A 22,110-nucleotide genomic window follows, 5' to 3' on the forward strand; every position below is an offset into this window, starting at 1 on the left:
GGAGAGGGAGGCTGGTTGAAGGAACTTAGTGTGCCAAGGGTGGGGACAGTTGGCTATTTTTGCAGCGCCTCCTTAGGAACCATTCTAAAAAAGCCGGTTCTGGCATTTCTGTCTTCAGCGATGTATCGGCCCAGATCAAGCTCTTCCTCTTCCCGATCATCATGGATCTGCGGGCGTATGATAAGGTTTTTCTTGTTATCGAGAGCCTGTAGCGTTTCCAGGTAATGTTCTTGCTCTGCCGCATTCATAGGCGTTGTGTCTGGCGTGTCCCTCTTGTAGATCATGTAGATACCGATTTCGGTATCGCGCCCGAGCGCCTCAGCTTTTTCAGCCCATTGCTGGAAGCTGGCAAATGTCTGTTTTGATGTCAGTCGGCTGTCGGCAGCCTTGATTGCGGCGCCCACAGCGCTACTTCCGCCCTTCTCCAGATCGAAGCGTCTGCCCAACATTCTGTCCAGGCGTGGAACTGCCGCCGCTTTCTCGTTGAGTACCTGGGCTATTTGGGCACGCTGGCTTTGTCCGCCAATAAGATGCGCTGCGCCTTTGAAGAACTTGTCTGCTTTGGACTGTTGATCGGGTCTGAGGACCGCGATTGAGCCGTCAGCGGCCGCACGAATCGTAACGCTTGCCGTTGACTTCCAACTGACCCTCGGATTTGATTGCCTGAATATCAACGTTTGAATGTCTGAGCGCTTCTACGCTGGAGAAGCGTGCATGGATAGGGTTCACTAAAAGCTCCTTACGCTAAGCAAGAGTAGTTGAAATACGTCGGAAGATTGAAAGCACGGTCACGTGCGGGCTTCTCGCCAGCACTTCATCCATTCGACCAATCCTGCAATTTCGAGCTTCAGCATCTCCACGCTGACTTTTTCCCGCGGGATGCTTTGGTAAGCGTGGTACAGGCCGCTTTGCTCATCCCAGCCAATGCCGGGGCCGGCATTCACAAGGGGGTTGAGAGCGCCAGCCAACAGGCGCTGCAAGGGTAGATCCTCGTGTGGCTCAAGCAGACCAATCAGCAACAAACGTTGATGCGTGTCGTCGCGCAACAGCGTCAGAGCGAATGCCTTGTCGATGATCATGTTGCACGCACCCTTATCGTCAAACGCCAAGGCGGGCATCTCCATGCATCTTGAAAAGTCATCAAGCAACGTTTTGTAGAAAAGGCTACTCATAATCGGTTCGCCACTGTGGATTTGTCGGGTGGGTGGCAAATTTTCCCGATAAGGTTCCATGCGCGTACAGAAACGTCAGGCAGACGCCCTGTCAGTGCTTACGTTTCGAAAGGTTCAAGTGATTAGGGGACCGGCATTTGGAGGTCTTCGGCCACTGCTCATCGAAGGCATGTGTGTAACGACGAATGTTTAATGCAGGAAGGCTTTGCTGGACGTTTAGCACTCTATTCCGAGAAAGAGGCGGAAGAGCGAGGATTGGATCAAGGCACTTTCCACCAGACGAAAAAAAAGACCTTGAATTTCAAGGTCTTTTTTAAAGGTGGTGCCCCGAGGGAGAATCGAACTCCCACTTCTTTCGAAAACGGATTTTGAATCCGCCGCGTCTACCAATTCCGCCATCAGGGCTCAATGGCGGCGAAGTATAAGGATGAGTTTTCCGTTGGTCAACAGGGATTTACGCAGGTTTTTTACTAATGCCGTCAAACCGGATAAACTTCCCGGCCCTGCTAAACGAACCCGATCATGCGCGTCGCCGACTTTACCTTCGAACTCCCCGATTCCCTGATTGCTCGCCACCCGCTGGCCGAGCGTCGCAGCAGTCGTCTGTTGACCCTCGATGGGCCGACGGGCGCGCTGGCACATCGTCAATTCACCGATTTGCTCGAGCATTTGCGCCCGGGCGATTTGATGGTGTTCAACAATACCCGGGTCATTCCCGCACGTCTGTTCGGGCAAAAGGCCTCCGGCGGCAAGCTGGAGATTCTGGTCGAGCGCGTGCTGGACAGCCATCGTGTGCTGGCGCATGTGCGTTCGAGCAAGTCGCCCAAGCCTGGCTCGTCGATTCTGATCGATGGCGGTGGCGAGGCCGAGATGGTGGCGCGGCACGATGCGCTGTTTGAACTGCGCTTTGCCGAAGAGGTGCTGCCGTTGCTGGAGCGTGTCGGCCATATGCCGTTGCCTCCTTATATAGACCGCCCGGACGAGGGCGCGGACCGCGAGCGTTATCAGACCGTATACGCGCAGCGTGCGGGTGCTGTGGCTGCACCGACTGCTGGCTTGCATTTCGATCAGCCGCTGCTGGAGGCGATCGCCGCCAAGGGCGTCGAGACTGCGTTCGTCACGCTGCACGTTGGCGCGGGTACATTCCAGCCGGTGCGCGTCGAGCAGATCGAAGATCACCACATGCACAGCGAATGGCTGGAAGTTGGCCAGGACGTGGTCGACGCTGTGGCCGCGTGCCGTGCACGGGGCGGGCGAGTGGTTGCCGTCGGGACCACCAGTGTGCGCTCGCTGGAGAGTGCCGCGCGTGACGGCGAACTGAAGCCGTTCAGCGGCGATACCGACATCTTCATCTATCCAGGCCGGCCGTTTCACGTGGTCGATGCCCTGGTGACCAATTTCCATCTGCCTGAATCCACGCTGTTGATGCTGGTTTCGGCGTTCGCCGGTTATCCCGAGACGATGGCGGCTTATGCTGCGGCCATCGAGCACGGCTACCGCTTCTTCAGTTACGGTGATGCGATGTTCATCACCCGCAATCCCGCGCCGACGGCCCCACAGGAATCGGCACCAGAGGATCACGCATGAGTCGCACCTGTCGTATGTCTTTCGAACTGCTGGCCACCGACGGCAAGGCCCGTCGCGGTCGCCTGACCTTTCCGCGTGGTGTGGTCGAGACCCCGGCGTTCATGCCGGTGGGCACCTATGGCACGGTCAAGGGCATGCTGCCCCGTGATATCGAGGCGACCGGCGCGCAGATGATTCTGGGCAACACGTTTCACCTGTGGCTGCGTCCGGGTACCGAAGTCATCAAGGGCCACGGCGACCTGCACGATTTCATGCAGTGGAAGGGGCCGATTCTGACCGACTCCGGCGGCTTTCAGGTGTTCAGCCTGGGCGCCATGCGCAAGATCAAGGAAGAGGGCGTGACGTTCGCTTCGCCGGTCGATGGTGCCAAGGTGTTCATGGGGCCGGAAGAGTCGATGCAGGTTCAGCGTGATCTGGGCTCGGACGTCGTGATGATCTTCGACGAATGCACGCCGTACCCGGCCGACGAAGATGTAGCGCGGGTCTCCATGGAGCTGTCGCTGCGCTGGGCCAAGCGTTCCAAGATCGCCCACGGCGAAAACACTGCCGCGTTGTTCGGCATCGTTCAGGGCGGCATGCACGAGAACCTGCGCAAGCGCTCGCTGGAAGGCCTGGACGAGATCGGCTTTGACGGTCTGGCGATCGGCGGTCTATCGGTGGGCGAACCCAAGCACGAGATGATCAAGGTGCTGGACTACCTGCCAAGCCTCATGCCGGCAGACAAACCTCGTTACCTGATGGGTGTAGGCAAGCCGGAAGATCTGGTCGAAGGTGTGCGCCGTGGCGTCGACATGTTCGACTGCGTGATGCCCACCCGCAACGCCCGCAACGGCCATCTGTTCACCGATACCGGTGTATTGAAAATCCGTAACGCGTTCCATCGCCACGACAATTCGCCGCTGGACCCGACCTGCGATTGCTACACCTGCAAGAACTTCTCGCGCGCTTATCTGCATCATCTGGACAAGTGCGGGGAAATGCTGGGGAGCATGCTCAATACAATCCATAATTTGCGGCACTACCAGCTGCTTATGGCTGGTTTGCGCGAGGCTATTCAACAGGGTACATTGGCCGCCTTCGTCGATGCCTTCTATGCCAAACGCGGTCTTCCAACGCCGCCTCTGGGTTGAAACAGAACGAGTTTTTCCTGCTTTTTATACTAATTATGTAACTGGAGCGACAAATGAGCTTTTTCATCTCTCCCGCTTTTGCGGATGCTGCTGCACCGGCTGCCGGTCCTGCGGGCAGTGGTTTCGAGTGGATCTTCCTGGTCGGCTTCCTGGTCATCTTCTATCTGATGATCTGGCGTCCACAGGCCAAGCGCGCCAAAGAGCAGAAAAACCTGCTGGGCAACCTGCAGAAAGGCGACGAAGTTGTCACCAGTGGCGGTATCGCGGGCAAGATCAACAAAGTGACCGATGACTTCGTGGTCATCGAAGTGTCTGACACCGTTGAGCTGAAAATCCAGAAGGGCGCCATCGCGGCCACTCTGCCTAAAGGCACCCTGAAAGCGATCTGAGCAACAACTTTTTACCCATCGACGGGGCGCGCAAGGCGCCCCGCGTTTTAAGCGGGCGGCGTGATGCTGAACAAATACCCTCTGTGGAAATACGTACTGATCCTGGCGGTGCTGGTGGTCGGTTTTATTTATTCCGCACCCAATCTCTACCCTGATGATTCTGCCATCCAGATCAGCGGCGCAAGCACTGCGTTGCAAGTCAATCAGGCGGACGTGGATCGTGCAGCCAAGGCGCTTGCCGATGCCGGCATCTCGGTCAAGGCTTCTTCTCTGGCCGAGAATGGCAAGGGCGGTTTGTTGCGTCTGAGCAAGCAGGAAGATCAGTTGCCAGCCAAGGATGTCGTGCGCAAGGCGTTGGGTGACGACTATGTCGTTGCACTGAACCTGGCGCGTACCACGCCGACCTGGTTGCGTCACCTGGGTGCAAGCCCGATGAAGCTTGGTCTCGACCTGTCCGGCGGTGTGCACTTCCTGCTGGAAGTCGACATGGACAAGGCGATCGATGCACGTCTGAAAGTCTACGAAGGCGAAGTCAAATCCCTGTTGCGCAAGGAAAAGGTGCGTTATCGCAGCCTGCCGCAGCTGGGCAATGTGATTCAGCTGGGCTTCACCGACGACGCAGAGCGTGAGCAGGCGCGTGCACTGGTACGCAAGACCTTTACCGATTTCGAAATCACGCCTGCCGAGCTGAACGGTATCCCGGTACTGCGCATGGCGTTGACGCCTGCCAAGCTGGCCGAGATTCGCGAATACTCGATCAAGCAGAACCTGACCACCGTGCGTAACCGGGTCAACGAGCTGGGTGTTGCCGAGCCGCTGGTTCAGCGCCAGGGTGCCAACCGCATCGTGGTCGAGCTGCCGGGTGTGCAGGACACGGCCGAAGCCAAGCGTATTCTGGGCAAGACCGCCAACCTCGAATTCCGTCTGGGTGCAGGCCCGGATGATTCGAAAGGCACCACCGAGATGTTCGAATTCCGCGAAGGCGGTCGTCCGGCAGCGGCGGTGGAGCGTGGTCTGATCATTACCGGTGATCAGGTGACTGACGCCAAGGCCAGCTTCGACGAGCATGGTCGTCCACAGGTGAACATCAACCTCGATGGTCACGGCGGCGAACTGATGAGCCGCGCAACCCGCAGCAATGTGGGGCGCAGCATGGCGGTGATCTTCATCGAGCAGCGTCCGACCACCACCTATACCAAACAGATGGTCGATGGCGTCGAGAAAGACGTGCCGGTGCAGACTTTCAAGGAAGACAAGAAAATCATCAGTCTGGCGACCATTCAGTCGCCACTGGGCAGCCAGTTCCGGATTACCGGTCTGAATGGTCAGGGTGAGTCTTCCGAGCTGGCGCTGCTGTTGCGTGCCGGTGGTCTGGCGGCGCCGATGTACTTCGCTGAAGAGCGCACCATCGGTCCTAGCCTGGGTGCCGACAACATCACCAAGGGTATCGACGCTTCCCTGTGGGGCATGCTGTTCGTCTCGCTGTTCATCATGGCGATCTACCGCTTCTTCGGTCTGATCGCGACCGTGGCACTGGCCCTCAACATGGTCATGCTGCTGGCATTGATGTCCTTGCTGGGTGCCACACTGACCCTGCCGGGTATCGCCGGTATCGTGTTGACCATGGGTATGGCGGTGGACGCCAACGTGCTGATCTTCTCGCGGATTCGTGAAGAGATCGCCAACGGCATGACGGTTCAGCGTGCTATCAACGAAGGTTTCGATCGTGCCTACACGGCGATCCTCGACGCCAACCTGACGACGCTGCTGGTCGGCGGCATTCTCTTTGCGATGGGCACCGGCCCGGTCAAGGGGTTTGCGGTGACCATGTCGCTCGGGATCTTTACCTCGATGTTCACGGCCATCATGGTGACCCGCGCTATGGTCAACCTGATCTACGGCGGTCGTGACTTCAAGAAGTTGTGGATTTAAGGGGCTGCCATGTTACGTACCATCAACTTCATGGGCGTTCGCAATGTTGCGTTCGCCATCACAATGCTCCTTACCGTACTGGCGTTGTTCAGCTGGTTCCATAAAGGGCTCAACTTTGGTCTGGACTTCACCGGCGGTACGCTCATCGAGTTGACCTACGAACGTCCCGCCGACCTGGGCAAGGTTCGTCAGGAGCTGGTTTCGGCGGGCTATCACGAAGCCGTTGTACAGAGCTTCGGCGCCACCACCGACTTGCTGGTGCGCATGCCGGGTGAAGACCCGCAACTGGGCACCCAGGTTGCCGAGGCGCTGCGCAAGGCCGGTGCCGATAACCCGGCAGTGGTCAAGCGTGTCGAGTTCGTCGGCCCGCAGGTCGGTGAAGAGCTGCGCGATCAGGGCGGCCTCGGCATGCTGATGGCGCTGGGCGGTGTTCTGATCTACCTGGCATTCCGCTTCCAGTGGAAATTCGCAGTCGGGGCGATCGTCTCGCTGATTCACGACGTGGTGGTGACGATGGGGATCCTGTCGTTCTTCCAGATCACCTTCGACCTGACGGTGCTGGCGGCGGTGCTGGCGATCATCGGCTACTCGCTGAACGACACCATTGTGGTCTTCGACCGGGTACGCGAAAACTTCCGCCTGCTGCGCAAGGCTTCGTTGATCGAGAACATCAACATCTCCACCACGCAGACACTGCTGCGCACCATTGCCACCTCGGTTTCGACCCTGTTGGCGATCGTGGCATTGTGGGTGTTTGGCGGTGACAGCCTGGAAGGCTTCTCCATCGCGTTGTTCATCGGCGTACTGGCGGGTACCTACTCGTCCATCTACATCGCCAACGTGGTGCTGATCTGGCTGAACCTGACCACCGAGGATCTGATTCCTCCAGTGGTCGTCGAGAAGGCTGATGACCTCCCGTAGGTCCGGCCATCATAAAAAAGGCGCGAGTGCTGAACTCGCGCCTTTTTTTATGCTCCAAGGCTAGGCATTGCGCAGCCATGCTGCGTTTCGATTGGTCAGGAGGTTCAAGTGAACAAGTCTATGCTTGTTGGTGCTGTGTTAGGTGCTGCTGTCGTGACTGCTGGCGGCGCCGTTGCCACCTATAGCTTGGTCAAGGGTGGTCCTGAGTATGCGGATGTATTGGCGGTAGAGCCGATCAATCAGCAGATCAAAACCCCCCGTGAAGTTTGCAAGGACGTAACCGTTACCCGTCAGGCGCCGGTCAAGGACCAGCATCAGATCGTCGGTAGCGTTATTGGCGCGGTTGCCGGTGGCTTGCTGGGTAACCAGATCGGTGGCGGTAACGGCAAGAAGATCGCTACAGTCGCGGGCGCGGTAGGTGGTGGTTATGCGGGTAACAAGGTTCAGGAAGGCATGCAGGAGCGTGATACCTACACCACTACGCAGAACCGCTGCACGACGGTCAATGATGTGAGCGACAAGGTTGTGGGCTACAACGTCAAGTACAAGCTGAACGAGAAGGTGGGTCAGGTTCGTATGGAGCGTGATCCGGGTAGCCAGATTCCGGTCGACAAGAACGGTCAGCTGATATTGGGTCAGGCGCAGTAACGCCATCCGCTGAGCTTCACAAGACATAAAAAAACCGGCTTGCGCCGGTTTTTTTATGCCTNGCTGGCAGGTGCGGTGCGATCGCGGTCAGTACCGCCTTGAAGCACTTGGTGTTGCCGGCAACGATGTGGCCTTTCTCGAGGAAGTCGTGACCACCGGTGAAATCGCTGACCAGACCGCCTGCTTCCTGAATCAGCAGGGCGCCTGCAGCCATATCCCACTCGGACAGGCCTGACTCCCAGAACGCATCGAAGCGACCGGCAGCGACATAAGCCAGGTCGAGGCTGGCAGCACCTGCGCGGCGGATGCCGGCGGTCTGGCCTACCAGGCTGCGGAACATGCCCAGGTAGTTCTCGATGTTGTCCATCTGGTTGTCACGAAACGGGAAGCCGGTGCCGAGCAGGGCGCCTTCCAGGCTCTTGCGCTGGCTGACGCGCAGACGGCGACCGTTCAGGGCTGCGCCACGACCACGGCTTGCGGTGAATTCTTCCTGGCGGACCGGGTCGAGAACCACGGCGTGCTCGAGGCGGCCGCGGTATTTGCAGGCGATGCTGACGGCAAAGTGCGGGATGCCGCGAACGAAGTTGGTGGTGCCGTCCAGTGGGTCGATGATCCACAGGTAGTCGGTGCCTTCGCCGCTGCCTTCGTGCAGGCCGCTTTCTTCGCCGAGGATGCCGTGAGTCGGGTAGGCCTTGCGCAGAGCGGTGATGATGCTTTGCTCGGCAGCGCGGTCGATCTCTGTGACGTAGTCTTTGGCTTCTTTTTCGTCAACCTTGATGGTATCCAGGCGCTCGATGGAGCGGAAAATCAATTCGCTGGCGCTGCGGGCGGCGCGCAGCGCGATATTCAGCATGGGCTGCATGGATAATTCACCTAAGGTTGTTAAAGAGAGCCGGGCATTCTATGGGCTGATTCGAATTATTTCCAGCCTTGCGTTGTTACGGTTGTCGGGTTCGTGTGTGTTTTTTTGCGTCCGGCGCGGTCGCCCATGCTGTTGCAGCTCTCACAGCTTCATGGCGTTAGTCGAGCCGTTTCTGTAAGATTTGCCCCCCTAATTCGTATCAGTGAGCGTTCGCTTTGTTGCAGAACATTCGTGTTGTCCTGGTCGGCACTACCCATCCCGGAAATATCGGCGGGGCTGCTCGCGCCATGAAAAACATGGGGCTTTCGCGTCTGGTGCTGGTCGATCCGCGCATTTTTCCTTCGCCCGATGCCGATGCGCGTGCGTCCGGCGCTACCGACATTCTCGAGGGCGCGCAGGTGGTGGCGACCCTTGAAGAAGCGCTGGTCGGCTGCCGTCTGGTGCTGGGCACCAGCGCGCGGGATCGAAGCCTGCCTTGGCCTATGCTGGATCCGCGTGCCTCGGGTGAGAAAGTCATCGAACAGGCCGGCGACGGTGCCGAGGTGGCGCTGGTGTTCGGTCGCGAACATGCGGGCCTGACCAACGAAGAGCTGCAGCGTTGCCACTTCCATGTGCACATCCCGTCTGACCCTGCGTTCAGTTCTCTCAATCTGGCGGCTGCCGTACAGGTGCTCAGTTATGAGGTGCGCGTGGCCTGGCTGGCTGCCGCGGAGCAGGGCGAGGCTTCAAGGCCTGCGTCGGCGCACAGTGCCGAACTGGCGACCATGGACGAAATGGAAGGTTTCTACACCCACCTCGAGGCCACGCTGGTGGCCATCGGTTTTCTTGATCCGGAAAAGCCACGGCATCTGATGGCCCGGTTGCGCAGGCTGTACGGGCGTAGCGAAGTCGAGCGATCCGAGCTGAGTATCCTGCGCGGTGTGCTCACTGAAACCCAGAAAGCCGCGCGCGGTGAACCCTACAAGCGAAAGGATCAGTGATGTTCGAGCGTCTGCGAGAAGACATTCAAAGCGTGTTCCACCGCGATCCCGCAGCGCGCAACGCCTTTGAAGTCCTGACCTGCTATCCGGGGATGCACGCGATCTGGCTGCACCGCTTCGCCCATATTCTGTGGCGCAACGGCTGGAAATGGCCGGCGCGGGTGGTCTCGAACTTTGGCCGCTGGATGACCGGAATCGAGATCCATCCGGGCGCGCGCATCGGCCGCCGTTTTTTCATCGATCACGGCATGGGCATCGTGATCGGCGAAACCGCCGAGATCGGCAGTGACGTCACCCTCTACCAGGGCGTGACCCTGGGTGGCACCAGCTGGAATGCCGGCAAGCGCCATCCGACGCTGGAAGACGGTGTGGTGGTCGGGGCGGGTGCCAAGGTGCTCGGGCCGTTCACGGTGGGCGCCGGCGCCAAGATCGGCTCCAATGCAGTGGTCACCAAGGCTGTGCCTGCGGGCGCAACCGCAGTGGGCATCCCGGGGCGCATCATCGTCAAGTCAGACGATGAGGTTGAGGCCAGGCGCAAGGCCATGGCCGAGAAGCTCGGCTTCGATGCCTACGGTGTCAGTGCAGATATGCCCGATCCGGTCGCGCGCGCCATTGGCCAGTTGCTTGACCATTTGCAGGCTGTCGATGGGCGCCTGGAAGGCATGTGCGATGCACTCGGCAGGCTTGGCAGCGATTACCGCGCCAAGGAGTTGCCGGAGCTGCGTGACGAAGTTTTCGACTGCGTCAAGGACTGCCAGGAAGGCAAGGTCGGCTAGCGCTCACGGTGGGCAGGGTGCGTGCCATTACGCCGCACCTTTGCTATGATGCAGCCCGCGCTTTTCGCTAATCCCGACTGTTTTACTTGGTCTAATAGTTGACTCTTTTACTCGGGAATAGCATACTCGCTCTCATTCCGAACCTCTGCGGTATACGCCATGCGACTGACTACTAAAGGCCGATACGCTGTAACAGCCATGCTTGACTTGGCGTTGCACGCGCAGAACGGGCCAGTGTCTCTGGCCGACATCTCCGAGCGGCAGGGTATTTCCCTGTCCTACCTCGAGCAGCTGTTCGCCAAGCTGCGTCGCGGCAATCTGGTTTCCAGTGTTCGTGGTCCGGGCGGTGGTTACCAGCTGTCGCGCGACATGAAAGGCATCCAGGTTGCTCAGGTTGTCGATGCAGTCAATGAATCTGTCGATGCCACGCGGTGTCAGGGTCTGGGCGATTGCCATGCTGGCGATACCTGCCTGACTCACCACCTGTGGTGCGACCTGAGCCAGCAGATTCACGAATTTCTAAGCGGTATCAGCTTGGCGGATCTTGTCACTCGCCGTGAGGTACAAGAAGTCGCTCAGCGCCAGGATATGCGCCGTGGTCATAACCACATGTCGCAACTGGGTAAGATCGAAACGTCCGCCGTCGAATGAACGCAGATGAATGAGCGGTGCGCCTGCCTGATAGGAGAGCTTCAATGAAATTGCCAATTTACCTCGACTACTCCGCGACGACCCCGGTCGATCCGCGTGTCGCGCAGAAAATGATCGATTGCCTGACCGTCGAAGGAAACTTCGGCAACCCGGCCTCGCGCTCCCACGTCTTTGGCTGGAAAGCCGAAGAAGCGGTCGAGAACGCTCGTCGTCAGGTCGCTGATCTGGTCAACGCCGATCCGCGCGAAATCGTCTGGACTTCGGGTGCCACTGAATCCAACAACCTGGCTATTAAAGGTGTTGCGCATTTCTACGCCAGCAAAGGCAAGCACCTGATCACGTCGAAGGTTGAGCACAAGGCTGTCCTCGACACCACTCGCCAGCTGGAACGCGAAGGTTTCGAAGTGACCTACATCGAGCCAGGCGAAGACGGTCTGATCACGCCTGCCATGATTGAAGCGGCACTGCGCGACGACACCATCCTGGTTTCGATCATGCATGTGAACAACGAGATCGGCACCATCAACGATATCGCCGCGATCGGTGAGCTGACCCGTTCACGTGGTGTGCTGTTCCACGTCGATGGCGCGCAGTCGACCGGCAAGGTTGAAATCGATCTGGCCAGCCTCAAGGTTGACCTGATGTCGTTCTCTGCACACAAAACCTACGGCCCCAAAGGCATCGGCGCACTCTACGTCAGCCGCAAGCCACGTGTTCGCCTTGAAGCGACCATGCACGGCGGCGGTCACGAGCGTGGCATGCGTTCCGGCACCCTGGCGACTCACCAGATCGTCGGCATGGGCGAAGCATTCCGTATCGCCAAGGAAGAAATGGCTGCTGAAAACGTGCGCATCAAGGCACTCAGCGATCGTTTTTTCAAGCAGGTCGAAAACCTGGAAGAGCTGTACGTCAACGGCAGTCTGACCGCACGCGTACCGCACAACCTGAACCTGAGCTTCAACTATGTCGAAGGCGAGTCGCTGATCATGGCGCTCAAGGATCTGGCGGTATCGTCCGGTTCGGCCTGTACCTCGGCCTCGCTTGAGCCTTCGTACGTGCTGCGTGCCCTGGGTCGCAACGACGAACTGGCGCACAGCTCGATTCGTTTCACCTTCGGCCGTTTCAGCACCGAAGAAGAAATCGATTACGCCGCGCAGAAAGTTTGCGAGGCTGTCACCCGGCTGCGCACGCTTTCGCCGCTGTGGGACATGTTCAAAGACGGCGTCGACATCTCCAAGATCGAGTGGGCGGCGCACTAATTTAAAGTCGCCTCCAAGACAGGTCATGGGCAATTGCGACGTGACCTGCAGAGCGGCTCCCTGATGTGAGAGGAATAGAATCATGGCTTACAGCGAAAAGGTCATCGACCACTACGAAAATCCACGTAACGTCGGCAAGATGAACGCGGAAGATCCTGATGTTGGCACCGGCATGGTCGGCGCTCCTGCGTGCGGCGACGTGATGCGCCTGCAGATCAAGGTCAACGAGCAGGGCGTTATCGAAGACGCCAAGTTCAAGACCTACGGCTGTGGTTCGGCCATTGCGTCCAGCTCCCTGGCGACCGAGTGGATGAAAGGCAAGACTCTGGATGAAGCAGAGACCATCAAGAACACTCAGTTGGCTGAAGAGCTGGCACTGCCGCCAGTGAAGATTCACTGCTCGGTACTCGCTGAAGACGCCATCAAGGCGGCCGTTCGCGATTACAAGCAAAAGAAAGGTCTGCTGTAAGCAGGCTTTTCAAGAGAAGCTTGCGACAGAGTCAACTGCAACAGGCTAATGCAACAGGCTAAGGAGTTCCGATGGCTATCAGCATGACAGAAGCTGCCGCTAACCACGTACGACGTTCCCTTGAGGGGCGCGGCAAGGGTGACGGCGTTCGTCTGGGTGTTCGCACCACAGGCTGTTCAGGTCTTGCCTATGTGCTCGAGTTCGTCGATGAGGCGGCCAGCGAAGACACCGTGTTTGAAATGCACGGCGTCAAGGTGATCATTGATCCGAAGAGTCTGGTCTATCTGGATGGCACCGAGCTCGATTTCGTGCGTGAAGGGTTGAACGAAGGCTTCAAGTTCAACAATCCCAATTCGCGCGGTGAGTGCGGCTGTGGCGAAAGCTTCAACGTCTGAGGCTTTTTATTGTGGGTACTCCCTGTCACTTCGCCCTGTTCGACCTCAAGCCCGAGTTTCAGCTTGATCTTGACCAGCTGGCCACGCGCTACCGTGAGCTTGCGCGTAACGTGCATCCGGATCGCTTTGCGGATGCCCCCGAGCGTGAGCAGCGTGTGGCGCTGGAGCGCTCGGCCAGTCTCAACGAGGCCTATCAGACCCTGAAAAGCCCGCCGAAAAGGGCGCGCTACCTGCTGGCAATGAACGGCAACGAAGTGCCGCTCGAAGTCACGGTGCATGATCCCGAGTTTCTTCTGCAGCAGATGCAATTGCGCGAAGACCTTGAGGACTTGCAGGAAGAGGCTGATCTCGCCGGCGTTGCGACCTTCAAGCGTCAGCTCAAGGTCGCTCAGGACGAACTGAACCAGAGCTTCGCGGCCTGTTGGAATGATGCTGCACAGCGCGAGCACGCTGAAAAGCTGATGCGGCGTATGCAGTTTCTCGACAAGCTCTCTCACGAAGTGCGCCAGTTAGAAGAGCGCCTCGACGATTAACCCCGCGCGGCTTCGGCCGCGCGCCAGTGATTATTCTGAACAGCATGGCTTTACTGCAGATCGCCGAACCCGGCCTGAGTCCTCAACCGCACCAGCGTCGTCTGGCTGTGGGTATCGACCTGGGCACCACCAATTCTCTGGTTGCTGCAGTACGCAGCGGCCTGTCCGAACCGCTGGCCGATGCGGAGGGGCAGGTCATTCTGCCGTCTGCCGTGCGCTATCACGCTGATCGTGTCGAAGTAGGACAGTCAGCGAAGATCGCCGCCTCCCAGGACCCGTTCAATACCGTTCTGTCGGTCAAGCGTCTCATGGGGCGTGGCCTGACTGACGTCAAGCAACTGGGCGAGCAGCTGCCGTACCGGTTTGTTGGCGGTGAGTCGCACATGCCGTTCATCGACACCGTGCAGGGGCCGAAAAGCCCGGTCGAAGTGTCTGCCGACATCCTCAAGGTCCTGCGCCAGCGCGCAGAAGCCTCGTTGGGTGGCGAGCTGGTAGGCGCGGTGATCACCGTTCCTGCCTACTTCGATGACGCTCAGCGTCAGGCGACCAAGGACGCTGCCAGACTGGCGGGCCTCAACGTACTGCGCCTGCTCAATGAGCCCACGGCGGCGGCTGTCGCCTATGGCCTGGATCAGAAAGCCGAAGGTGTGGTTGCCATCTATGATCTGGGTGGCGGGACTTTCGATATCTCGATCCTGCGCCTGACCGGCGGTGTGTTTGAAGTACTGGCCACTGGCGGCGATACCGCTCTGGGTGGCGATGACTTCGATCATGCGATAGCTAACTGGATTGTTACTGATGCCGGTCTGTCTGCCGATATCGACCCTTCCGCGCAACGCAGCCTGCTGCAGGCTGCGTGCTCGGCCAAGGAAGCGCTGACTGACGCCGAGTCTGTCGAGGTCGCCTACGGTCACTGGCGTGGCACGCTGACCCGCGAGGCGCTCAATGCGCTGATCGAGCCTATGGTCGCGCGCAGTCTCAAGGCCTGTCGTCGTGCGGTGCGTGATACCGGTATCGAGCTTGAAGAAGTCGAAGCGGTGGTCATGGTCGGCGGTTCAACCCGAGTTCCACGCGTACGCGAAGCGGTGGCCGAGCTGTTCGGTCGTCAGCCGTTGACCGAGATCGACCCGGATCAGGTGGTGGCCATCGGGGCTGCGATCCAGGCCGATACTCTGGCCGGCAACAAGCGTGACGGTGGCGAGCTGCTGCTCCTCGATGTGATTCCGCTCTCGCTGGGGCTGGAAACCATGGGCGGTCTGATGGAGAAGGTCATTCCGCGCAACACCACCATCCCTGTGGCGCGTGGTCAGGAATTCACCACGTACAAGGATGGCCAGACGGCCATGAAGATTCATGTACTGCAGGGTGAGCGTGAATTGATCAGCGACTGTCGTTCGCTGGCGCGCTTCGAGCTGCGTGGCATCCCGCCGATGGTCGCGGGTGCGGCAAAGATTCGTGTCACCTTCCAGGTCGATGCTGACGGTCTGCTCAGCGTTTCGGCGCGTGAAATGGGCTCGGGTATCGAGTCGAGCATTCAGGTCAAGCCTTCCTACGGGCTGACCGATGACGAAGTCACCCGCATGCTCAAGGACTCCTTCGAGTATGCCGGCGACGACAAGGTCGCTCGTGTGCTGCGTGAGCATCAGGTTGATGCCGAGCGTCTGCTCGAAGCTGTTCAGGGTGCCCTGGATGCCGATGGCGAGCGTCTTCTCGACGAGGAAGAGCGCCTGGTCATCAATCTGCAGATGGACGAACTCCGTGAACTGATGCAAGGCACCGATGGTTATGCCATCGAGCAGCAGACCAAGCGTCTGTCGCAGGTAACCGATGCATTTGCTGCCCGACGCCTCGATTCGACGGTAAAAGCCGCACTGGCCGGGCGCAACTTGAATGAGATTGAGGAATAACTGATGCCGCAGGTGATTTTTCTGCCCCACGCCGAGCATTGCCCGGACGGGCTGGTTGTAGAAGTGGAGCCCGGCACGTCTATTCTCGACATTGCCCACGAGCACCACATCGAGATTGAAAGCGCCTGTGGTGGCGTGTGTGCGTGCACCACCTGCCATTGCATCATTCGCGAAGGTTTCGGTTCGCTGAATGAAGCCGATGAGCTGGAAGAAGACATGCTCGACAAGGCGTGGGGGCTGGAAGCGCAATCGCGTCTGTCCTGTCAGGCCATTGTCGGCAACGAAGACCTCACGGTCGAAATACCCAAGTATTCGCTCAACCACGCCGCTGAAGCGCCACACTGATTCAAGGATTGCTCATGAGTCTCAAATGGGTTGATGTGCAGGAAATCGCCATCCAGCTGGCTGAAAGCCACCCGGATGTCGATCCGCTGACTGTGAGTTTTCCCAGGCTGCGTAATCTGGTCATGGCCTTGCCTGAGTTCGATGACCACCCGGACCGTAGTGGGGAAAAGGTTCTCGAGGCGATCCAGGGGTTATGGATCGAAGAGGCCGATTGACGTTCAGTAACGTACGCAGTTAGGCAATACACCAGAACCCGCGTATAATTCGCGGGTTTAATTTTTCGCTTCAATCACTGCTTCTGGAGTTTCACCATGGCTGTTCAACGTACTTTCTCCATCATCAAGCCTGACGCCGTTGCCAAGAACGTAATCGGCGAGATCACCACTCGTTTCGAAAAAGCCGGTCTGCGCGTTGTCGCTTCCAAGCTGAAGCAACTGTCCAAGGCCGAAGCTGAAGGTTTCTACGCTGAGCACAGCGCTCGCGGTTTCTTCGGCGACCTGGTTGCTTTCATGATCTCCGGTCCGGTTGTCGTTCAGGTTCTGGAAGGCGAAAACGCTATCGCTCTGAACCGCGAGCTGATGGGCGCTACCAACCCTAAAGAAGCTGCTGCCGGCACCATCCGTGCTGATTTCGCTGATTCCATCGACGCCAACGCTGTTCACGGCTCCGATTCCGAAGCAGCCGCCGCTCGCGAAATCTCGTACTTCTTCGCAGCTACCGAAGTAACCGCTCGCTAAGTCATTTTTGACTGACGAGTGAAGGGTGAATTCATGATTGCATCGACTGGTAAAACCAACCTGCTGGGGCTGACTCAACAGGAAATGGAGAAATTCTTCGACTCTATCGGGGAGAAGCGCTTCCGTGCCGGTCAGGTCATGAAGTGGATTCACCACTTCGGCGTCGACGATTTCGACGCGATGACGAACGTCAGCAAGGCCCTGCGCGAAAAGCTCAAGGCCTGTGCCGAAGTTCGCGGTCCCGAAGTGGTCAGCGAGGACATCTCCAGCGACGGCACCCGTAAATGGGTGGTGCGCGTAGAGTCCGGCAGCTGTGTCGAGACCGTCTACATTCCGCAGGGCAAGCGTGGCACCTTGTGTGTTTCGTCCCAGGCGGGCTGTGCCCTGGATTGCAGCTTCTGTTCCACGGGCAAGCAAGGCTTCAACAGCAACCTCACCGCCGCCGAAGTCATCGGTCAGGTGTGGATTGCCAACAAATCCTTCGGCAGCGTCCCGGCGACCGTCGACCGTGCCATCACCAACGTGGTGATGATGGGCATGGGTGAGCCGCTGCTGAACTTCGACAATGTCATTGCCGCCATGCATCTGATGATGGATGACCTGGGGTATGGCATTTCCAAGCGCCGGGTGACCTTGTCCACCTCCGGTGTGGTGCCGATGATCGATGAGCTTTCCAAGCACATCGACGTGTCCTTGGCCTTGTCGCTGCACGCACCGAATGATGCGCTGCGCAACCAGTTGGTGCCGCTCAACAAGAAATACCCGTTGAAAATGCTTCTCGAGTCCTGCCGTCGCTATATGTCCAATCTGGGCGAAAAGCGTGTGCTCACCATCGAGTACACCATGCTCAAGGACATCAACGACAAGGTAGAGCACGCGGTCGAGATGATCGAACTGCTCAAGGACACACCTTGCAAGATCAACCTGATTCCGTTCAACCCGTTTCCGCACTCCGGTTACGAGCGTCCCAGCAACAACGCAATCCGTCGTTTTCAGGACCTGTTGCATCAGGCCGGTTATAACGTCACTGTGCGCACCACACGCGGTGAAGATATCGATGCTGCATGCGGCCAGTTGGTCGGGCAGGTGATGGACCGCACACGCCGTAGCGAACGCTACATTGCAGTGCGTGAGTTGAGCGCCGAGGCCGATGCGGCCCCTGTCGCGGTGACTCGAACCTGACTGCGAACCTGACCGAGAGAGACTCCATGCCTGTGCGTGCCTCGCTGCTGCTCTGTGTTGTCGTCCTGCTGACAGCGTGCGTGTCCACCGGTAACGTCAATCCGCTGACGACGGCCCAGGGGCGCGAGGAAGCGCGCAAGGCTTACGTGCAGCTTGGCCTGGGTTATTTCCAGCAGGGGCAGACCGAGCGCGCCAAGGTTCCGCTGAAAAAGGCGCTTGAACTCGACAGCTCGGATGCGCAGGCCAACGCCGCGCTGGCCCTGGTGTTCCAGACAGAGATGGAGCCGGAGCTGGCAGAGCAGTACTTTCGCAAGGCGTTGGCCGCCAGCAATAACGAAACACGTATCGTCAACAATTACGGCAGTTTTCTGTTCGAGCAAAAACGTTACAAGGAAGCCTACGAGCGTTTTGAACAGGCGGCTGCCGACAACCTGTATCCTGAGCGGTCACGGGTTTTTGAAAGCCTGGGCATGACCTCGCTGAAACTGGGCAACCGCGAGCAGGCTCGCGAGCATTTTACCAAGGCATTGCGCCTGGACCGTCAGTTGCCATTATCCTTGCTGGAAATGGCTCAGCTGTCCTACGAAGACAAGCAATATGTGCCGGCGCGTGACTATTACGACCGTTTTAGCCAACTCAGCGAGCAAAATGCACGTAGTCTATTGCTCGGTACACGGCTGGCGAAGATATATGATGATCGTAACAAGGCAGCCAGCTTTGGCCTGCTGTTGAAAAGACTCTATCCCGGTACGCCGGAATATCAGCAATACCTGTCGGAGCAATGATGAAAGCGGCGCATCCCGAAGTTGTAGCAACCAATCGCGTGAATCCTGGAGAAACCCTGCGCCAGGCCCGCGAGAGCAGGAGCTGGTCGCTGCCAGATGTGGCCTTGAGACTCAATCTCACCGTGACCTCCCTGACCAATCTGGAGAACGGCCAGTTTGAAAAGCTGCCTGGGCATACGTTTGCCCGGGGCTACGTGCGTGCCTACGCCAAACTGCTTGACCTTGATCAGGCGGCGCTGGTCGAACAGTTCGACCAGTTCACCGGCACTGACGGTAAGGGCAGTTCGGTCCACGCGCTGGGCCGTATCGAAGAGCCGGTCAGGCTGTCGCACAACATTCTGCGTATCGTCAGCCTGCTGTTGCTGGTGATCCTGGTCGGCGGTGGTTTCTTCTGGTGGCAGGATCAGGCGACCTTGCGCGGCAAGGATCAGTCCGGGCTGAACATGGAGCACGTCGAAGTCGAAAGTGCCGACGGCACCACGCAGATTCACCCGCTCGACGAGCCGGAAGAGCCTGCTGTGGCTGAAACGCCTGCCTCCGGACAAACTTCCTTGCCGTTGAATACCGGTGCGCCTGCCAGTGAGGCGCCAGCTGCTGCGCCAGCGGCCCCGGCTTCCAGCGTTACAGGTCATGCAACCGCACAACCACAAACACAGACGCCTGCTGCTGCCACGCCACCGGCGAGCACGCCGCAAGCCCCCGTTGCTGCGCCGACCGTGCCGTCGATGCCGACTGCACCTGCCGAGCAGCCAGCGCCTGTCGTGGCGGGTGCCGGTCAGGTGACCGTACAGTTCGTTGCCGATTGCTGGACCCAGGTCACTGACGGAAACGGCAAGGTGCTGGTCAGCGGCCTCAAGCGCAAGGGCGACAGTCTGGATGTCAGCGGCAAGCCGCCGTTGACCCTGCGTCTGGGCTATGCGCGTGGTGCGCAGGTCAGCTACAACGGTCAGCCTGTGGATGTAGCACCTTTTACCAGCGGCGAAACTGCTCGCCTGAAGCTAGGGCAATAAGTCATGCACGGCGAATCTCCAATCAAGCGTCGCGAATCCCGGAAAATATGGGTCGGTTCCGTACCAGTCGGCGGTGATGCGCCGATCGCGGTGCAAAGCATGACCAACAGTGATACCAACGATGTGGCCGCTACCGTGGCACAGATCAATCGTCTGGAAGCGGCGGGTGTCGACATCGTGCGTGTTTCGGTGCCTGACATGGACGCTGCCGAAGCATTCGGCCGCATCAAGCAGCTGGTCAAGGTGCCGCTGGTCGCCGACATCCACTTCGATTACCGCATCGCCCTGCGTGTGGCGGAGCTGGGCGTCGACTGTCTGCGTATCAACCCGGGCAATATCGGTCGTGAAGACCGTGTGCGGGCCGTGGTCGATGCTGCGCGTGATCGAGGCATCCCGATCCGTATCGGCGTCAACGCCGGTTCGCTGGAAAAAGACCTGCAGAAGAAGTACGGCGAGCCTACGCCAGAGGCCTTGGTAGAATCTGCGCTGCGCCATGTCGAGCATCTGGAACGCCTGAACTTTCCGGACTTCAAGGTCAGCGTCAAGGCTTCCGATGTGTTTATGGCCGTCGCTGCCTATCGCCTGCTGGCCAAGGAGATTGTTCAGCCGCTGCACCTGGGCATCACCGAAGCCGGTGGCTTGCGTTCAGGTACGGTGAAATCGGCTGTCGGTCTCGGTATGCTGCTCGCCGAAGGAATTGGCGATACTATCCGCATCTCGCTGGCGGCTGACCCGGTCGAGGAAGTGAAGGTCGGGTACGACATTCTTAAATCGTTGCGCCTTCGTTCGCGTGGAATCAACTTCATCGCCTGCCCGAGCTGCTCGCGGCAGAACTTCGATGTGGTCAAGACCATGAACGAGCTGGAAGGTCGCCTCGAGGATTTGCTGGTTCCGCTCGATGTCGCGGTCATCGGTTGTGTGGTCAATGGTCCGGGCGAAGCCAAAGAGGCGCATATCGGCCTGACCGGTGGTACGCCGAACCTGATCTACATCGACGGCAAACCCGCGCAGAAACTGACCAATGACAATCTCGTGAATGAGCTGGAACGCTTGATTCGCGAGAAAGCGGCTGAAAAAGCCGAAGCCGACGCCTCGGTCATCGTGCGCGGCTAACCCGGATTGCTAAGGATTTTCTGTGAGTAAGTCTCTACAAGCCATTCGTGGCATGAACGACATCCTGCCCGAGCAGACGCCGTTGTGGCGTCACTTCGAAGGCACTGTTGCCCGTCTGCTGGATAACTACGGTTACCGCCAGATTCGTATGCCTATCGTCGAATTCACCGAGCTGTTCAAGCGCTCCATCGGTGAAGTGACCGATATCGTCGAGAAAGAGATGTACACCTTCGCCGATCGTAACGGTGACTCTCTGACCCTGCGCCCTGAAGGCACCGCCGCATGCGTGCGTGCGGTCCTCGAACACGGCATCACTGGCGGCGGCCAGGTTCAAAAACTGTGGTACATCGGTCCGATGTTCCGTCACGAGCGTCCACAGAAAGGCCGTTATCGTCAGTTTCATCAGATCGGTGTCGAGGTTTTCAACCTGGACGGTCCGGATATCGATGCCGAGCTGATTGTCATGACCTGGCGCCTGTGGGGCCTGCTGGGCATTCGTAACGCCGTGAAGCTCGAGCTGAACAGCCTGGGCACCAGCGAGGCGCGTGCGCGTTATCGCGACGCGCTGGTCGAATACCTCTCGGCACGTCTCGACCAACTGGACGAAGACAGCCAGCGCCGCCTGAAAACCAACCCGCTGCGCGTGCTGGACACCAAGCACCCTGAAACCCAGGCTGTGCTGGTCGATGCGCCTAAACTGGCGGACTACCTGGATGACGAATCCCGCGTTCACTTCGAAGGCCTGAAGGCCCGTCTGGACGCCGCCGGTATCCCTTATGTGATCAATCCCAAGCTGGTGCGTGGCCTGGACTACTACAGCAAGACCGTTTTCGAGTGGGTCACCGATCAACTCGGTGCCCAGGGTACGGTCTGTGCGGGCGGTCGTTACGACGGTCTGGTCGAGCAGATGGGTGGCAAGCCTACTGCAGGCGTCGGTTTCGCGATGGGTATCGAGCGACTGGTTCTGCTGCTCGAAACCCTTGAGCAGGTGCCGGAAGAGATTGCCCGTCAGGTCGATGTCTACCTGTGTGCATTCGGCGAAGCGGCCGAGCTGGCGGCACTGGCACTGACCGAAAAGGTCCGTGATCAGCTGCCGACCCTGCGGTTGCAGGTCAACGCCGGTGCCGGCAGCTTCAAAAGCCAGTTCAAGAAGGCCGACAAGAGCGGTGCGCTGTTCGCACTGATCCTCGGCGAAGAAGAACTGGCGGCGAAGGTCATTGGCGTCAAGCCCCTGCGTGGCCAGGGTGAACAACAAAATATTGCCTGGGATGCTCTGTCAGAGCACCTGGCCTCCTGCGTCGTGCAGGGTTGAAGCTGATTTAACAGC

At 58.8% G+C, this 22,110-nt stretch carries 25 protein-coding genes and 1 tRNA gene; 22 read left to right on the forward strand and 4 right to left on the reverse strand.

All coding sequences use genetic code 11. The features are described from left to right. Positions 1-53 precede the first annotated feature (53 nt). The 3 genes from AO388_RS02300 to AO388_RS02310 all read right to left on the reverse strand — a co-directional run bounded on the left by AO388_RS02300 (position 54) and on the right by AO388_RS02310 (position 1,577). Positions 54-674 carry a hypothetical protein gene (locus tag AO388_RS02300; protein ID WP_201786898.1) on the reverse strand — a complete coding sequence of 207 codons (621 nt, stop codon included), beginning with the start codon at positions 672-674 and terminating at the stop codon, positions 54-56. A 114-nt stretch (positions 675-788) separates the two neighbouring features. Beyond that, positions 789-1,172 carry a type III secretion system chaperone gene (locus tag AO388_RS02305; protein WP_032609490.1) on the reverse strand — a complete coding sequence of 128 codons (384 nt, stop codon included), beginning with the start codon at positions 1,170-1,172 and terminating at the stop codon, positions 789-791. A 320-nt stretch (positions 1,173-1,492) separates the two neighbouring features. Continuing rightward, positions 1,493-1,577 (reverse strand) — tRNA-Leu (locus AO388_RS02310). A 117-nt stretch (positions 1,578-1,694) separates the two neighbouring features. Here AO388_RS02310 and queA point away from each other — a divergent pair. From queA to AO388_RS02340, 6 genes are all read left to right on the forward strand, one after another. Next, on the forward strand, positions 1,695-2,759 hold the full coding sequence (gene queA / locus AO388_RS02315; RefSeq protein WP_002552466.1) for a tRNA preQ1(34) S-adenosylmethionine ribosyltransferase-isomerase QueA: 1,065 nt from the start codon (positions 1,695-1,697) through the stop codon (positions 2,757-2,759). Positions 2,760-2,773: 14 nt separating this feature from the next. After that, on the forward strand, positions 2,774-3,889 hold the full coding sequence (tgt, locus tag AO388_RS02320; RefSeq protein WP_122267084.1) for a tRNA guanosine(34) transglycosylase Tgt: 1,116 nt from the start codon (positions 2,774-2,776) through the stop codon (positions 3,887-3,889). Between the two features lie 53 nt (positions 3,890-3,942). Continuing rightward, positions 3,943-4,278, forward strand: a complete 336-nt coding sequence (gene yajC / locus AO388_RS02325; protein WP_002552468.1) for a preprotein translocase subunit YajC — start codon at positions 3,943-3,945, stop codon at positions 4,276-4,278. 63 nt (positions 4,279-4,341) lie between these two features. Further along, on the forward strand, positions 4,342-6,210 hold the full coding sequence (gene secD / locus AO388_RS02330; protein ID WP_003433461.1) for a protein translocase subunit SecD: 1,869 nt from the start codon (positions 4,342-4,344) through the stop codon (positions 6,208-6,210). 9 nt (positions 6,211-6,219) lie between these two features. Then, positions 6,220-7,131, forward strand: a complete 912-nt coding sequence (gene secF, locus AO388_RS02335; RefSeq protein WP_003433459.1) for a protein translocase subunit SecF — start codon at positions 6,220-6,222, stop codon at positions 7,129-7,131. 108 nt (positions 7,132-7,239) lie between these two features. Further along, on the forward strand, positions 7,240-7,779 hold the full coding sequence (locus tag AO388_RS02340) for a glycine zipper 2TM domain-containing protein (RefSeq protein ID WP_002552471.1): 540 nt from the start codon (positions 7,240-7,242) through the stop codon (positions 7,777-7,779). Between the two features lie 16 nt (positions 7,780-7,795). On the opposite strand, the gene suhB is transcribed toward AO388_RS02340, so the two are convergent. Next, positions 7,796-8,641: a type III secretion system regulator SuhB gene (suhB, locus tag AO388_RS02345; protein WP_058416006.1), complete on the reverse strand. Its 846-nt coding sequence runs from the start codon at positions 8,639-8,641 to the stop codon at positions 7,796-7,798. Positions 8,642-8,856: 215 nt separating this feature from the next. Between suhB and trmJ the strand changes: the two genes are divergently transcribed. The 16 genes from trmJ (at position 8,857) to hisS (ending at position 22,095) form a co-directional block, all read left to right on the forward strand. Beyond that, entirely contained in the window at positions 8,857-9,621 is a 765-nt protein-coding gene (gene trmJ, locus AO388_RS02350) for a tRNA (cytosine(32)/uridine(32)-2'-O)-methyltransferase TrmJ (protein ID WP_003433458.1), read from the forward strand. After that, positions 9,621-10,397, forward strand: coding sequence for a serine O-acetyltransferase (gene cysE, locus AO388_RS02355; RefSeq protein ID WP_058397328.1), 777 nt, complete (start codon positions 9,621-9,623; stop codon positions 10,395-10,397). Before trmJ ends, cysE begins: the two co-directional genes overlap by 1 nt. 159 nt (positions 10,398-10,556) lie before the next feature. Beyond that, positions 10,557-11,048 (forward strand): Fe-S cluster assembly transcriptional regulator IscR, encoded by a 492-nt coding sequence (iscR, locus tag AO388_RS02360; RefSeq protein ID WP_002552474.1) that lies wholly within the window; start codon positions 10,557-10,559, stop codon positions 11,046-11,048. 44 nt (positions 11,049-11,092) lie between these two features. Beyond that, on the forward strand, positions 11,093-12,307 hold the full coding sequence (locus AO388_RS02365; protein WP_003365095.1) for an IscS subfamily cysteine desulfurase: 1,215 nt from the start codon (positions 11,093-11,095) through the stop codon (positions 12,305-12,307). An 82-nt stretch (positions 12,308-12,389) separates the two neighbouring features. Then, positions 12,390-12,776: a Fe-S cluster assembly scaffold IscU gene (gene iscU, locus AO388_RS02370; protein WP_002552476.1), complete on the forward strand. Its 387-nt coding sequence runs from the start codon at positions 12,390-12,392 to the stop codon at positions 12,774-12,776. 71 nt (positions 12,777-12,847) lie between these two features. Then, positions 12,848-13,171: an iron-sulfur cluster assembly protein IscA gene (iscA, locus tag AO388_RS02375; RefSeq protein WP_003365093.1), complete on the forward strand. Its 324-nt coding sequence runs from the start codon at positions 12,848-12,850 to the stop codon at positions 13,169-13,171. Between the two features lie 11 nt (positions 13,172-13,182). Continuing rightward, the gene (gene hscB / locus AO388_RS02380) at positions 13,183-13,704 is read left to right on the forward strand and encodes a co-chaperone HscB (protein ID WP_002552478.1); all 522 of its coding nucleotides are present in this window, start codon (positions 13,183-13,185) and stop codon (positions 13,702-13,704) included. A 44-nt stretch (positions 13,705-13,748) separates the two neighbouring features. Beyond that, complete coding sequence (hscA, locus tag AO388_RS02385) at positions 13,749-15,611, forward strand: Fe-S protein assembly chaperone HscA (protein ID WP_058416007.1); 1,863 nt, start codon at positions 13,749-13,751, stop codon at positions 15,609-15,611. 3 nt (positions 15,612-15,614) lie between these two features. Next, complete coding sequence (fdx, locus tag AO388_RS02390) at positions 15,615-15,956, forward strand: ISC system 2Fe-2S type ferredoxin (protein WP_003433456.1); 342 nt, start codon at positions 15,615-15,617, stop codon at positions 15,954-15,956. Between the two features lie 14 nt (positions 15,957-15,970). Continuing rightward, positions 15,971-16,171, forward strand: a complete 201-nt coding sequence (gene iscX, locus AO388_RS02395; RefSeq protein ID WP_002552481.1) for a Fe-S cluster assembly protein IscX — start codon at positions 15,971-15,973, stop codon at positions 16,169-16,171. 96 nt (positions 16,172-16,267) lie between these two features. Further along, on the forward strand, positions 16,268-16,693 hold the full coding sequence (gene ndk, locus AO388_RS02400) for a nucleoside-diphosphate kinase (protein WP_002552482.1): 426 nt from the start codon (positions 16,268-16,270) through the stop codon (positions 16,691-16,693). 33 nt (positions 16,694-16,726) lie between these two features. Next, positions 16,727-17,875, forward strand: coding sequence for a 23S rRNA (adenine(2503)-C(2))-methyltransferase RlmN (gene rlmN, locus AO388_RS02405; protein ID WP_003433455.1), 1,149 nt, complete (start codon positions 16,727-16,729; stop codon positions 17,873-17,875). 26 nt (positions 17,876-17,901) lie between these two features. Further along, complete coding sequence (gene pilW / locus AO388_RS02410) at positions 17,902-18,660, forward strand: type IV pilus biogenesis/stability protein PilW (protein ID WP_003409116.1); 759 nt, start codon at positions 17,902-17,904, stop codon at positions 18,658-18,660. Continuing rightward, positions 18,660-19,670, forward strand: a complete 1,011-nt coding sequence (locus AO388_RS02415) for a RodZ domain-containing protein (RefSeq protein WP_058416008.1) — start codon at positions 18,660-18,662, stop codon at positions 19,668-19,670. The genes pilW and AO388_RS02415 overlap by 1 nt, the downstream gene beginning before the upstream one ends. 3 nt (positions 19,671-19,673) lie before the next feature. Beyond that, positions 19,674-20,783 (forward strand): flavodoxin-dependent (E)-4-hydroxy-3-methylbut-2-enyl-diphosphate synthase, encoded by a 1,110-nt coding sequence (gene ispG / locus AO388_RS02420; RefSeq protein WP_003365075.1) that lies wholly within the window; start codon positions 19,674-19,676, stop codon positions 20,781-20,783. 22 nt (positions 20,784-20,805) lie between these two features. Continuing rightward, positions 20,806-22,095: a histidine--tRNA ligase gene (gene hisS / locus AO388_RS02425; RefSeq protein WP_003365074.1), complete on the forward strand. Its 1,290-nt coding sequence runs from the start codon at positions 20,806-20,808 to the stop codon at positions 22,093-22,095. The last annotated feature ends 15 nt before the right edge of the window (positions 22,096-22,110 follow it).

This window comes from Pseudomonas sp. ICMP 10191, from assembly GCF_001467335.1.
In the GTDB taxonomy this organism is placed as follows: domain Bacteria; phylum Pseudomonadota; class Gammaproteobacteria; order Pseudomonadales; family Pseudomonadaceae; genus Aquipseudomonas; species Aquipseudomonas cerasi.

Bases quoted from the DNA above. Each gene is read 5' to 3' on its own strand.
- iscU (WP_002552476.1), top strand. From the start codon at position 12,390: ATGGCTTACAGCGAAAAGGTCATCGACCACTACGAAAATCCACGTAAC.
- iscR (WP_002552474.1), top strand. From the start codon at position 10,557: ATGCGACTGACTACTAAAGGCCGATACGCTGTAACAGCCATGCTTGAC.
- AO388_RS02365 (WP_003365095.1), top strand. From the start codon at position 11,093: ATGAAATTGCCAATTTACCTCGACTACTCCGCGACGACCCCGGTCGAT.
- fdx (WP_003433456.1), top strand. From the start codon at position 15,615: ATGCCGCAGGTGATTTTTCTGCCCCACGCCGAGCATTGCCCGGACGGG.
- secF (WP_003433459.1), top strand. From the start codon at position 6,220: ATGTTACGTACCATCAACTTCATGGGCGTTCGCAATGTTGCGTTCGCC.
- tgt (WP_122267084.1), top strand. From the start codon at position 2,774: ATGTCTTTCGAACTGCTGGCCACCGACGGCAAGGCCCGTCGCGGTCGC.
- AO388_RS02415 (WP_058416008.1), top strand. From the start codon at position 18,660: ATGAAAGCGGCGCATCCCGAAGTTGTAGCAACCAATCGCGTGAATCCT.
- iscA (WP_003365093.1), top strand. From the start codon at position 12,848: ATGGCTATCAGCATGACAGAAGCTGCCGCTAACCACGTACGACGTTCC.
- queA (WP_002552466.1), top strand. From the start codon at position 1,695: ATGCGCGTCGCCGACTTTACCTTCGAACTCCCCGATTCCCTGATTGCT.
- secD (WP_003433461.1), top strand. From the start codon at position 4,342: ATGCTGAACAAATACCCTCTGTGGAAATACGTACTGATCCTGGCGGTG.
- yajC (WP_002552468.1), top strand. From the start codon at position 3,943: ATGAGCTTTTTCATCTCTCCCGCTTTTGCGGATGCTGCTGCACCGGCT.
- ispG (WP_003365075.1), top strand. From the start codon at position 19,674: ATGCACGGCGAATCTCCAATCAAGCGTCGCGAATCCCGGAAAATATGG.
- hscA (WP_058416007.1), top strand. From the start codon at position 13,749: ATGGCTTTACTGCAGATCGCCGAACCCGGCCTGAGTCCTCAACCGCAC.
- pilW (WP_003409116.1), top strand. From the start codon at position 17,902: ATGCCTGTGCGTGCCTCGCTGCTGCTCTGTGTTGTCGTCCTGCTGACA.
- rlmN (WP_003433455.1), top strand. From the start codon at position 16,727: ATGATTGCATCGACTGGTAAAACCAACCTGCTGGGGCTGACTCAACAG.
- cysE (WP_058397328.1), top strand. From the start codon at position 9,621: ATGTTCGAGCGTCTGCGAGAAGACATTCAAAGCGTGTTCCACCGCGAT.
- ndk (WP_002552482.1), top strand. From the start codon at position 16,268: ATGGCTGTTCAACGTACTTTCTCCATCATCAAGCCTGACGCCGTTGCC.
- iscX (WP_002552481.1), top strand. From the start codon at position 15,971: ATGAGTCTCAAATGGGTTGATGTGCAGGAAATCGCCATCCAGCTGGCT.
- AO388_RS02305 (WP_032609490.1), bottom strand. From the start codon at position 1,172: ATGAGTAGCCTTTTCTACAAAACGTTGCTTGATGACTTTTCAAGATGC.